Source organism: Agarivorans sp. 1_MG-2023, assembly GCF_030548385.1.
Taxonomy (GTDB): Bacteria; Pseudomonadota; Gammaproteobacteria; order Enterobacterales; family Celerinatantimonadaceae; genus Agarivorans.
Window position 1 is genome coordinate 176,008 of the sequence record NZ_JAUOSJ010000006.1, and the last position, 13,187, is coordinate 189,194.

Annotated in this window: 9 protein-coding genes; 8 read left to right on the forward strand and 1 reads right to left on the reverse strand. The window is 43.4% G+C overall.

Going from position 1 to position 13,187, the window contains the following annotated elements; translation table 11 throughout:
* Positions 1-2: 2 nt before the first annotated feature.
* Entirely contained in the window at positions 3-2,141 is a 2,139-nt protein-coding gene (locus Q4592_RS10955; RefSeq protein WP_303512825.1) for a heparinase II/III family protein, read from the reverse strand.
* Positions 2,142-2,461: 320 nt separating this feature from the next.
* Here Q4592_RS10955 and Q4592_RS10960 point away from each other — a divergent pair, with 320 nt between their 5' ends.
* The 8 genes from Q4592_RS10960 to Q4592_RS10995 all read left to right on the forward strand — a co-directional run bounded on the left by Q4592_RS10960 (position 2,462) and on the right by Q4592_RS10995 (position 12,826).
* Positions 2,462-4,228 (forward strand): transporter, encoded by a 1,767-nt coding sequence (locus Q4592_RS10960; RefSeq protein ID WP_303512827.1) that lies wholly within the window; start codon positions 2,462-2,464, stop codon positions 4,226-4,228.
* A gap of 102 nt (positions 4,229-4,330) precedes the next feature.
* Complete coding sequence (locus tag Q4592_RS10965; protein WP_303512829.1) at positions 4,331-4,666, forward strand: cupin domain-containing protein; 336 nt, start codon at positions 4,331-4,333, stop codon at positions 4,664-4,666.
* A gap of 12 nt (positions 4,667-4,678) precedes the next feature.
* Positions 4,679-5,623 carry a sugar kinase gene (locus tag Q4592_RS10970; RefSeq protein WP_303512831.1) on the forward strand — a complete coding sequence of 315 codons (945 nt, stop codon included), beginning with the start codon at positions 4,679-4,681 and terminating at the stop codon, positions 5,621-5,623.
* 16 nt (positions 5,624-5,639) lie between these two features.
* The gene (locus Q4592_RS10975) at positions 5,640-6,254 is read left to right on the forward strand and encodes a bifunctional 4-hydroxy-2-oxoglutarate aldolase/2-dehydro-3-deoxy-phosphogluconate aldolase (protein ID WP_303512834.1); all 615 of its coding nucleotides are present in this window, start codon (positions 5,640-5,642) and stop codon (positions 6,252-6,254) included.
* A gap of 123 nt (positions 6,255-6,377) precedes the next feature.
* Positions 6,378-7,148 carry an N-acetyltransferase gene (locus Q4592_RS10980; protein WP_303512836.1) on the forward strand — a complete coding sequence of 257 codons (771 nt, stop codon included), beginning with the start codon at positions 6,378-6,380 and terminating at the stop codon, positions 7,146-7,148.
* Between the two features lie 120 nt (positions 7,149-7,268).
* A complete protein-coding gene (locus tag Q4592_RS10985; protein ID WP_303512839.1) occupies positions 7,269-10,475 on the forward strand; it encodes an Ig-like domain-containing protein in 3,207 nt (1,068 codons plus the stop codon).
* 13 nt (positions 10,476-10,488) lie between these two features.
* Complete coding sequence (locus Q4592_RS10990; protein WP_303512842.1) at positions 10,489-10,962, forward strand: AAA family ATPase; 474 nt, start codon at positions 10,489-10,491, stop codon at positions 10,960-10,962.
* Positions 10,963-11,188: 226 nt separating this feature from the next.
* Positions 11,189-12,826 (forward strand): bifunctional diguanylate cyclase/phosphodiesterase, encoded by a 1,638-nt coding sequence (locus tag Q4592_RS10995; protein ID WP_303512843.1) that lies wholly within the window; start codon positions 11,189-11,191, stop codon positions 12,824-12,826.
* Positions 12,827-13,187 lie beyond the last annotated feature (361 nt).

Consider the following 13,187-nt stretch of genomic DNA (forward strand, 5'->3'; position numbering starts at 1 on the left):
GATTAACCTCGGTTCTTTTCTAACGCCAGAGATCCCTGCCAGCAATAAGTTTGTTGATGAGTTTCTATAGAATGCTGAGTATTGGCGCTTACGTTTCGCTGATTACTTAGCATTACAGTGAAATGAATATTTTCGCCCAGTATTTGAATCACAGTGCCTATTTCGTTACTGGCTAGCACCTTTACTTCTGTTACTTTACCGCGAGCATTGGTACTCGCTTCTACGGCTTCATTAAAGTAACCATGTGTTTCCAACACATTGGCAAATACTGTCGATTTGGCTTGGCGGCGCAGAATAAGGCTGGTTTCGCTACGCAAGTTATATTGTGGGTCATTGGCACCAACCCGGGTAAAGAATAGCTCGTCGTTGGCTTCACTGGCGCTAATCCACGAATAGTAGCTATTGCCTTGTAACCAGCTAACAAGGCTGTTGTTTGCGGCTTTGCCTTGGGCAACATTCCATAAGTGCTGGTAACCAAAGTCGCTACCCATTGGCGAGAGTTCGCCATGCATTTGGTAGTCGCTGTTACAGCGAATTATTTGCCCTTGATATTGCAATGCGTAGTCGTAACTATGCTCTTCTTCACTGTTTATGCGGAAAACATCTAACAGTAAAGGTGCGTCTAAGGCATCATCGTTTATCAACAGTAAGCTGCGCTGTTGATCCACGCCAGGATAAAAGTTATCGGCAAATGCACTTACCGCTTGCAGGTCTTTACCTTGGTTTTCGAAGAAATGTGGAACACCGTGTTTAGCGTCGGCGGTTTCTACATCAAAGTCATTTTGGCAATCTTGGTCTACTGCCACCGCGTTATGGGCAATAGTTTGGCGCGCGTAAGACTTGTTTTCATCTAAGTAGCGTCCGCCAAATTTGGGCTCTACGTTAACCCAGCGTCCAAAACCGTACTCTTTAAGCACTTCTTGGCCACGGTTAAAGAAGCTAATGCCTAAGGTGTCAAAGTGACCATGCCCCATACCGTGTTGGCCATAGTTCATAACTAATTGGCTTACGTCACCGTCTTGGCTTTGAAGGCGAACAAAGCCCTGAGCACCGCGGTCTCCGTTTGGTCCTTCGTTTAATTCAACACTTGGCCAATGCGGCAGGCTGGTATTGTTCGATTTTTCAAAGCCTTGCGAAAGCGCTGATCCACAACCATGTATCCACACTTGCTGCTGAATGTTAGCCATGCCGAGTAGTTTGTCATCGTGGCCATAATGCTTGTAAGCCAAACTTACTGCTACCACCACGCCTTGGTCTTTAATATCCATAGATAAAGACGCGTCATTTAAAGCAGGGAATACACCATTAGGGTAGGCGGTGGCTAACAAAGCTTTAATGGTTTTTCCAATCACTTGGTCTTTGTATTCAAAAATATTTAGGCTGGGGCGATGGCGGTGCAATACTTCGGCAAATAAACACAGAGGGCGAATCGCATAACGATGGTAATAAGGCCCCTCCATGTAGTAACCAGAAGGAGCAAACAATTGGCTAATTTGCGCTAAAAAGCCACCACTTACATCATCGCCTTTAAGGCCATGCACAGACATTTCAACGTACTCTGGTTTATCAATGGCTAAACCACAAATCGCTACTGCAGCTACTGCCCATAAACCATGGTTATGAATGCGATCAAAATCGTGACCGTATTTTACCGTGAACATATCCAACATAGGTTGGAATAGTTTGCTTTCGATGTGCTGGCGCTGTTCATCATTCAACCAGTGTTTAATGCAGCTATAGCCTAAGCTTGAGTAAAGTAACCACACATGTTCATTTAGGATCTGATGGAACAAACGACCTGGTGGGTTGGTATTGCGTTGAATGTGAAAGCCAAAGCCTAAGTATTTGTCGGCATATTCAGTCAGTATCTCGGCGGTAAATTTGGCGTATTGTTTGTCGCCAGTGATTAGAAATAAACGACCCGCCTGATTAATGTATTGGTAGTTTTGCTTGTGACGGTTGTGCTCGTAGCCTCCGGCTTCTCCATGTCCCGGTACTTCGATGGGGGTGGCCATGTAAGTTTGAGTATCGCTAATCATTTTAGCTAGGCTTAAACCCATTAAGCTGTTGGTACCAAGCTGCGCACTAATCTCGGTAATTTCTTGCTGGTCGAGTAGCACTGCATTTGTTGTCGCAAGCATCTAAAAACCTCTGAATACATTAATTTATTGCTATAAAGTAATACAAATAAGGGGTAAGATCATCCTTGTGGACAAAAAATAGTGAGATTACTCACAATATATCTTTCTTTATATTTTATGTTTGTGGTGTTGCTGCTTATCTGTGTATTCGTTGTTATTTCTGGCTTTATGTGCTTTTTAACGCATCAACTGAATGTATAGGAAAAATAATTGGATCTTCATCACGAATAAAGTGTTTTTGTATTACAATATAATTTAATTGTTTTAGACTAAGTGTGTTCTTACATTTTCTTATTAAACTTTAACCTTCAGAGGCGGCTATGAGTATTGATATCGTTGTTGTACTGGCCTACTTCGTATTTTTAATTGCGATAGGTTGGATGTTCCGTACCTTCACATCTTCTACCAGTGACTACTTTAGAGGCGGCGGTAAAATGCTGTGGTGGATGGTAGGTGCGACAGCATTTATGACTCAATTTTCAGCATGGACCTTTACTGGAGCAGCAGGGAAAGCATTTAGCGACGGTTTTGCCATCGTTATCTTGTTCTTAGCCAACGCGTTTGGCTACTTTATGAATTACATTTATTTTGCACCGAAGTTTAGACAGCTTCGCGTGGTAACAGCCATAGAAGCCATCAAGAAACGTTTCGGACGTACCTCTGAACAGTTTTTCACTTGGTTAGGTATGCCAGACAGCCTTATTTCGGCGGGTGTGTGGTTAAACGGTTTGGCTATTTTTGTTGCCGCAGTGTTCAACATCCCAATGGAAACAACCATTATCTTTACTGGTGTAGTGCTAGTGATTATGGCGGTAACCGGTGGTTCGTGGGCTGTTGTTGCGTCTGACTTTATGCAAATGTTAGTGATTATGGCGGTAACAATTACCTGTGCCATAGCGGCTTACTTCCACGGTGGTGGCTTAACTAACATTATTGGTAACTTCCATGGCGACTTCGTGATGGGCAGTAACCTTAATTACGTGAGTATTTTCTTACTATGGATTGTTTTCATCTTTGTAAAACAGTTCGGTGTAATGAACAACAGCATTAATGCTTATCGCTACCTTTGTGCTAAAGACAGTGATAATGCGCGTAAGGCTGCAGGCCTAGCGTGTATCTTAATGATTGTTGGCCCTCTTATTTGGTTCTTACCACCTTGGTACGTTAATGCCCATATGCCTGATTTTGCTGAAGCATATAGCTCGGTAGGTGGTGCTGATGCAGCTTACTTGGCCTTTGTGCAAAACGTTATGCCAGCGGGCATGGTGGGTTTGTTAATGTCGGCAATGTTTGCGGCAACCATGAGCTCTATGGACTCGGGTCTTAACCGTAACGCCGGTATCTTTATCCGTAACTTCTACTCACCCATCGTGCGTAAAGAAGCAGCTAGCGAAAAAGAACTGATTGTAGCGAGTAAAGCCGCCACTATTTGCATGGGCATTGTGATTATCTCTATCGGCCTATTCATTAACTCACTTCGTCACTTAAGTTTGTTCGACATTGTATTGAATATTGGTGCCTTAATTGGCTTCCCAATGCTCATTCCTGTGCTACTCGGCATGTGGATCCGCAATACGCCTGATTGGGCAGGTTGGGGAACCTTAGTTGTGGGTGGTGTGGTGTCTTACGTATTTGGTATCGCGTTAACTGCAGACGACATTCAAAACTGGTTTGGTTTGGACCAAGCGTTAACTGGTCGTGAGTGGGCAGATCTTAAAGTGGGTCTGAGCTTAGCGGCGCACGTAGTGTTCACTGGTGGCTTCTTTGTAGCCTCAACCATGTTCTTCAAAGGCCGTACGCCAGAGCGTGAAGCGGAAGTGGCCGAGCTGTTCCGTGATTGGAATACCCCAGTACATGCCAATAGTGAAGAGCAGCAAAACCTAGATACTAAACAGCGCTCAATGTTGGGCAACCTCATTAGCGTAGCTGGCTTCGGTATCATCTCTATGGCGATGATTCCAAACGATATTTCTGGCAGAGCTTTGTTTGTACTGTGTGGAACTATTGTACTAGTAGCGGGTATCTTGTTAGTTCAAGCAGCAAGAAAACCTAATAAAAAATTACCGGCAGAAGCGACGATGGAATAAACGCTAGATGCTTAAACCAAGGCGAGCACTAGGCGAGCCTTGGTTTATAAAAAACGGATTTGCCTTAAGCACAACCGAAAACTAACCATAACGAGAAACATTATGACAGCATTTTTTGATTCAGCAGCAACACCTTGGGACGACCTAGGCGACGGTATCACACGTAAAATCGTGGGGCACACAGACCAACTAATGGTTGTTCACGTACGTTTTGAAAAGGGCGCAATTGGCGCACCGCATGCCCATGAGTTGCATGACCAAATTGGTTACGTAGCCGAAGGTAGTTTTGAAGCTGAAATTAACGGCGAGAAGAAAATCGTTAAGAAAGGCGATGCCTATATTGCTCCAAAAACCTTTATGCATGGCGCAGTGGCGCTTGAAGAAGGCAGCGTATTAGTAGATTGTTTCTCACCACCGCGTGAGGACTTCTTGTCTTAAGAGGAAACATTCATGACTGAGTTAAAAGTCGCCTTTATTGGCGAATGCATGGTAGAACTACAGCAGCAAGAGCAAGGCCTTCGTCAGAGCTTTGGTGGCGACACACTAAATACTGCTGTTTATTTTTCACGGATTAGTGAAAAAGCCAAAGCAAGTTATGTTACTGCATTAGGTAGCGATAACTTGAGCGAGCAAATGATCGCTACTTGGCATGCTGAAAATATTGATACCCACTTAGTGCAGCGACTAGACGATAAGATACCAGGCATGTACATGGTGCAGGTAGACGAAACCGGCGAGCGTAGCTTTTTATATTGGCGTAACGATTCAGCGGCAAAATTTTGGTTAGACAGAGCTAGCGAAGAGCTATTGGCAGAGCTAAGCAGCTACGATGTAGTGTACTTATCTGGCATTAGCATCGCAGTGTTACCTGAAGCATCTCGTGAAAAACTCTTCCAAGTATTAGCTCAGTGTAAAACCAATGGGGCTAAGGTTGTTTTTGATAATAACTTCCGCCCAGCATTATGGCAGAGCAAGCAACAAGCAATTGAAGCTTACGCAAAAGTATTAGCTTGTACTCATACCGCCATGCTTACCTTTGATGATGAGCAAGAAATTTACGGTGATGAGAATATAGAGCAGTGCATAGAGCGCACTCTAGCTTTAGGTGTTAGTGAGCTAGTCATTAAACGCGGTAGCAAAGACTGCTTGATTGTGACCGAAGATGGCGCAATTAGTGTGCCTGCAACCAAAGTAACTAACGTGGTTGATACTAATGCTGCGGGTGACTCATTTGCTGCTGGCTACCTTGTTGCACGTTTACACGGTGCAAACACCGAGCAAGCCGCATTAACCGGCCACAAAGTGGCAGGTACCGTTATTCAGCATAAAGGTGCGGTAATTGACGCTGCGCATATGCCAAAGATTCAGCTATTATTTACCGCAGATGCGGTATAAGAACTAGGAACAAAACATGAACTTAAATGAACAACTTCAAGCGCTTAAAGTAATTCCTGTTATCGCTATTGATAACGCTGATGATGCAGTGCCATTGGCAAAAGTATTGGTAGAAAATGGTTTGCCATGTGCCGAAATCACCTTTAGAACACCTGCTGCAGCTCAAGCTATTGCTAACATGCGTGAAGCTTACCCAGACATGCTAATTGGCGCAGGTACGGTTCTGACCAGTGCACAAGTAGACCAAGCTATTGATGCTGGTGTTGATTTTGTAGTAAGCCCTGGTTTTAATCCAACCACTGTTCGCTACTGTCAGCAACGCAACATGCCAATTATTCCTGGTGTTAACAACCCATCGTTGGTTGAGCAAGCAATGGAAATGGGCTTAGATACCTTGAAGTTCTTCCCGGCAGAACCTTCTGGCGGAGTAGGCATGTTAAAAGCCTTAACCGCTGTTTACCCCGTTAAATTTATGCCTACTGGTGGTGTATCGGTTAAGAACATTAACGATTACTTGAGCATTAATGCGGTACTGGCCTGTGGCGGTACGTGGATGGTGCCAGCTAACTTGATCAAAGACCAAAACTGGGATGCGATTGCAGAGTTAGTAAAAGCTATCGACCTTAACTAGTTTTACTGAGTTAAATGATAGCCTCGGCAGCGTAAGCTACCGAGGCTTTTTTGTGTCATATCAACGTGCTTAATATGTAGGCTGTTAGAATAACCATACTCGTACAGAGATGGAGTCAAGCCTATGGATTACCTAAAACTCAACGCGCTTAATATTGAAGAACAGCATATTTGCTGCGGCTTTTCGGACAAAAAGTGTGCTGAAAGTTACCAGGCAAAAAAAGCGTGGCTAAGGGAGCAGTTCGATCATGGTTTGGTATTTGAGCGACTCGATGAACGGGCTAAGGTATTCATTGAATATCAACCTGCTGAAAACGCTTGGCTGCCCATTGAAGCAGACAATTATTTGGCTTTAGCTTGCTTTTGGGTGTCTGGAAAATATAAGAAACAAGGCCATGGTAAACGTTTATTGGCGTCTGCTCTTAGTGCTGCTAAGCAACAAGATAAAGCTGGTTTAGTCACTGTAGTAGGGCGTAAAAAGTATCATTTTTTGAGTGATACTAAGTGGTTACTTCGGCAGGGCTTCAAAGTGGTAGACGAAGCGCCAAACGGCTTTATATTGCTTGCGCTAAATATCACTTCAAAACAAAGCCATAAATCACCTTGTTTTAGACAAAATGTTAAATTTCCCTCTTTGAGCCAGCAGGAAAAGGCATGTGTGGCTTATTATTCTAATCGTTGTCCCTTTGCTGAATATCACGTTACCCAATCACTACAAGAAAGCTGTAAAAAGCGAAACATTACCTTGCACTTAGTTAAATTTACTAGCTCGGAGCAGGCGCAAGCTAGCCCAACACCCGCGACTATTTTTAGCTTGTATTACGATGGTCAATTTATTACTACAGATATCAGCGCGTGCATGGATAGCCGCTTTGACAAATTTGTTAAAATTTAAGGCCTGCTAAGCAGTCGTCAATCACCTTCATGTTTTGTTGTGGTTGTGTAGATTATTTGTTGATGCTTATATTTGTTTGGCCTAGTATGATTTAGGTCAATATGGATAAGGCTTATACCTATGAATAACATGCTGTTTTGTTGTCTAGCGTTAATTCTCTCTTTATCGCTAAATGCCTGTTACTTTGACTCTACTGGGGATCTCGCTGTTGAAAAACTGCAAGTCTCCGTTCGGAGCGTTGATGGTGATAGTTCACCAGGCTCCCTTCCAAAAGGTTTTAGCCAGTCGTTAGTGGCTACGGCGACCTTATTCGACGGTTCAACCCGAGATGTTACTCACCTGGTGCGTTGGCGTAGCAGCAACCAAACTGTCGTTAAAGTTGCGGATCAGAAAGCATCAGCAGTGGCCGTTGGTAGCGCCGATATTTCAGCGATGTTGCGCGGAATAGAAAGCAATCAGTTGAGTATTAACGTTACTGACGCGGTATTAGTCCAGATTCAAATCACGCCTCCTTTAGTCTCTCTCCCCGTTGGAATAGTCCATAACTATCAAGCTTTAGCGAGCTTTAGTGATTCCAGTGTTATGAATGTCACCGATCAAGTTATTTGGACTTTAGGCGATAGCGGCATAGCGACCATGGATGCTGGCCGCTTAACCACTTTATTACCAGGTTTTATAGGTTTAACTGCGACGTTACTCAACGTTCAAAGTAATTTGGTTGAATTGCACGTTACTGATACTGAATTAGTGTCTATTCAGGTTACCCCTAGCGATTATACTATTGCTTTTGGTACCAATGCTGAGTACTTAGCAATCGGCACTTATACGGATAGTAGTACGCAAGATTTAAGTAGCTTAGTTGAATGGTATAGCAGCGAAACTAATGTGGCCACCATCGCTGATGGCTTGGCCACCGCGGTAAGCCAAGGTTCTACAAACATTAATGCGAGCTTAAACGGTGTAAGCAGTAATAGCGTGGAGCTAACTGTAACAGCAGAAGAACTGGTTAGTATTCAAATTACTCCTGCTTTGAGTTCCCTTCCTGAGGGCGGAACTCAAGTTTACGTGGCTACCGGCACCTATACAGATAACAGCACTCAAGATATTAGTCACCTAGTCGCTTGGAACAGCAGCGCTATAAATATTGCTACGATTGTTGATGGTTTGGCAATAGCTGTTGATGAAGGCACAAGTGTAATAAGTGCGAGCTTACATGGTGTAAGTAGCAGTGCAACGTTAACGGTAATAGAAGAAGAGCTAGTGAGCATTCAAGTGACGCCGGCTTTAAGTTCTCTTCCAGAAGGCGGGACTCAAGTTTACATCGCCACTGGCACCTATACAGATGACAGCACCCTAGATATTAGTCATTTAGTTGCTTGGAACAGCAGCGCTACAGATATTGCTACGATTGTTGATGGTTTAGCGATAGCGGTTGACGAAGGCTCAACTGTAATAAGTGCGAGCTTACATGGCGTAAGTAGCAGTGCAACGTTAACGGTGATAGAAGAAGAGTTAGTGAGTATTCAAGTGACGCCGGCTTTAAGTTCTCTCCCAGAAGGCGGAACCCAAGTTTACATCGCCACCGGCACCTATACAGATGACAGCACCCTAGATATTAGTCACCTAGTTGCTTGGAACAGCAGCGCTACAGATATAGCTACGATTGTTGATGGTTTGGCAATAGCGGTTGACGAAGGCTCAACTGTAATAAGTGCGAGCTTACATGGCGTAAGTAGCAGTGCAACGTTAACGGTGATAGAAGAAGAGTTAGTGAGCATTCAAGTGACGCCGGCTTTAAGTTCTCTCCCAGAAGGCGGGACCCAAGTTTACATCGCAACTGGAATCTACTCGGACAACAGTACTCAGAATATCAGTAACTTGGTGGCTTGGAATAGTAGTGATACACGTGTAGCAACTATTATAGGTGGCTTAGCGACAGCTGTAATAGAGGGTAATAGTGTTATCAGTGCCACCTTAGGTGATATTACCAGTAACAGTGGGGCGTTAACGATTACAGCTGAAGAATTAGTCAGTATTCAAATTACACCGGCTACGAGCAGTATCGCTAAAGGGATTACCCAACCTTATGTTGCGACAGGAACTTACACAGACAGTAGCACTCAAGATATCAGTAATCTGGTGGCTTGGAATAGTAGCAATACCAGTATAGCAACCATTGTTGATGGTTTAGCAACGGCGACAGCACAAGGAGTCAGCGTAGTCAGTGCCAGCTTAGGAGGCATTCATAGTAATAATGCTACACAAACGGTGACAGCGGAAGAACTGGTTAGTGTTCAACTTACCCCTACCGTTAGCAGTATTGCGAAGGGTAATACTCAAGGTTTTGTTGCAACCGGTACGTACACAGACAATAGTATCCAAGATATCAGTAGTTCTGTGTCTTGGAATAGTAGCGATACTGGAGTCGCAACGGTGGTTGATGGTTTGGTCACAGGGGTGATTGAAGGTAACAGCACTATTACTGCTAGCTTAGCGGGCTTTACCATTAATAATGCTAGCTTAACGGTAACCGCTGCGGTGTTGGCGAGTATTGAGGTTAGTGTGCCGAGCGAATTGTTAGTTACCGGTAGAGCGAGTACTTATAGCGCCACCGGCGTTTATAGTGACAATACAACGGCTGATCTTACCTCACTGGCTGATTGGAGTAGTGATAATGCCGCAATAGCGACGGTTACCGATGGTAATGCAGTCGCTGTTGCAACGGGTGCTGCAGTGTTTACCGTGAGTTACAACGGAATAAACAGCCCAGGGACTAACTTATTGGTTGTTGATACAGTGCCCGTTTGTGGAGCGAACCCTGCATCGGGTGATTGCATCATGTATTCAACAGGTTTATCAGGTAATGCTGCCGGCAAGTTATTCACCGCAGGGCCTAGTTTACCAGTGGTTAGCGCCATGGGGTATACCGTTATGAATCAAGGCGCCAATACTGGATTAACCTATGGGCAAGCCATTGCGGAAGACGGTGAATATGGGCCTGAAGGCACTTATGTAAGGTTTCGCAATGATGGTGTAGGTAATGGGCAGTACGACCGCTTTTGTTTAGATTTGAATACTATTGTCTTTGATGGAAAAACTAATTGGAGGCGAGCAACACGTTTCGAGCTAAGTGATCTGTTTGCCGACTATGGAAATATGTTTGTAAACCAAGGCTGGCCTGTTCGATCCGGTTATTGGTCTTCAAATTACTATGGATACAGTGGAACATATGACAGCGATTTGTATTGGTTTGTAGCTATGCTAGATGGCAGTAACTATACGCAAGTTGACTGGACGCCTCGACCTGCAAGTTGTGTGTCGGAATAGCATGTAACTCGTTGTGGCTAAACTCATTCTTCTTTGTGGTTTTATTGGTTCGGGTAAAACCACCTATGCAAAAAAACTGGCTGAGCAAGTGCCCGCTTTTCGTTTCACGATGGACGAATGGATGATCCCATTATTTGGTGAACATATGGGGAGAGAAGTCTTTGATCATCGTGTCGCCACGCTTACTCGTCTTTTTCAGCAATCGGCCGTTGATCTTATCAAGCTAGGTAACTCAGTTGTTCTAGATAGCGGCTTATGGAGACGTATTGACCGTGAACAAATGATGCAGTGGGCTGAATCGCTGGCTATTGATTATGAGATACACTATTTGAATGTAAGCTTTGCAAGGTGTTGCGAACGAGCTTACTTGCGTAATGGTGATTGTGACCAACACGCCTACAAAATGACGCCTGAAATGATGACTCAATTTTGGCAAAAATTTGAGGTGCCGACTGAGGATGAGCTTGTAAAGTGGGTAGGGGATTAATCTGATAAAGTAGTGAGGCGAACTTAAGTTAATCATTATTATAGATTTTTATTTTGTGTGATTACTTATTAAGGCTTGTAAGCTTCAGCCTAAAGCAATAGACTTTAACTTTACAATTATATGACATTAATCACAAAGTCATTTTTGCTAATGCTTCTACATCATACTTTGATGATAGATCCAAAACGCGTTTCGCGATTTAAGATGAAAGCTCAAGGGACTGAGTTTGGATAGACAAACTAGTAAGTTAAATTTAAAGGTATTAGCCGAACTAATCTTCGCTTTAGTGGCTATTTTAACCTTAGGCTTTTTGTTAGCGCGTTTCGAAGCGTTTGAATCTATATATAACTTCTCGCGCGCTCATGAAAGCTGGGAGTTAGACGAACTAATCATTATGCTGCTGTTATCACCGGTATTTTTGGTATGGGTGTTAGCACGTAGATGGATAGAAGCCTTACAAGAAGCAAAACTTAGAGACAAGCGCGAACGGCAATTAGCGTATCAAGCTACTCACGACCCCCTTACAAAATTACCCAATCGACTGTTACTTGAAGACCGACTTAGCCTTGCAGTAGCTCGCGCACAGCGCAACCATACTCAAATTGCAGTTATGATGTTAGATCTCGATGATTTTAAGCGAGTGAATGACGAACTTGGCCACGATGTTGGAGACCGCTTACTGGAACAGTTAGCCGCCCAGCTAAAAGCTTGCGTTCGAGCTGAAGACACCATCGCACGTTTTGGTGGTGATGAATTCGTAATAGTACTTTGCAGTGCTAGCGAGCAGCAAGCCTGTTTGACACTCGTTGACCGTATTCTGGAAAACTGCGTAAAGCCGATTACCCTCAATGGTATAGAGTTAATAACTTCTGCCAGTGTAGGCCTCACCTTTTATCCCGATAACCATCATGAAGAGCTCGCACCGGACCAATTAATTCGTCAAGCTGATCAAGCGCTGTACCAAGCTAAATTAGCAGGTAAAAATTGCTACTCTATTTATAACAGCGAGAGTGCCAAAGCGATTAAGTGCTCCCACGCAAAACGTAAAGCGTTTGCTTACGCACTGAATAATCAGCAACTACAGCTATTTTATCAGCCTCAAGTGAATATTAAGACTGGCCAGGTGATAGGTGCCGAAGCGTTGTTACGTTGGCAGCATCCTAGGAAAGGCTTGCTCTCTCCAATGAGTTTCTTAGATGCTATTGAAGAGCACAGTTTAAGCATTGATTTAGGTGAATGGGTTATCGATACTGCCTTGGCGCAATTACAGCGCTGGCAGCTATCAAACTGTCGTTTTAAGTTGAGCATTAATATTGGTGCATTACATATTCAACAATCTAACTTTGCTGAACGTTTGCAACAGCAACTCGCTAAATATCCCAGTGTTAACCCAAACTGTTTACAGTTAGAAATTACCGAAACTGGCATTTTAGATGATCTGCAGAAGGTAGCTGCCACCATTACGCAATGTCAGAAGATGGGCGTGAGTTTTGCCTTAGATGATTTTGGTACCGGCTTTTCATCACTCACCTATTTACAAAGTTTGCCCGCAGAGTTGATTAAAATTGACCGCAGTTTCGTTCGAGATGAGTTAAATGACCCTAAAGATTTACGCATGATTCAAGGCATTATTAGCTTAGCCAAAGTTTTCTCTTTACCGGTTATCGCAGAAGGTGTGGAGTCTGAAGCGCAGCAAAATAAGTTACTTGGTTTAGGTTGCGAGCTTGCTCAAGGCTACTTGTATGCCAAAGCCTTACCAGCTGATGAGTTTTTATTATGGCTAACGGAATGGCAAACTCAGGAAAATAGCCAAAGTTCTTCTTCTAGGGTGGAGTATTCAAGTATCCCTAAGTTAGCCTTGTAAGTCTCTTGTTTAGTGGCTGTTTTTGCCTAAAGATAACGCATGAAATTAGCCTCGTTAACAAGTATTGCGGTGAACAGATTTCTTACTATTTTTGCAACCTTAGCCTTATTTAGATGAGTTTACAGATGGTGGAATTAACCCTCTTTTAAAGCATTTTGTGTTTCGTAGGCAGAATGTATCCCTCGAAACGTAAACCCTATCCTATTTATTTTAAATGCTATTAATCTGCTTTTACCTGTCCTTTACTCTATATTTTAAATAGACCGTAGCGTGTTATGTTGATTTTTGTGTAAATCGTCGAGTCTCAGATTGTTGGATTTGGCTTAAGCTAGACCATGATGCTAATTTAATTATTCTTTTA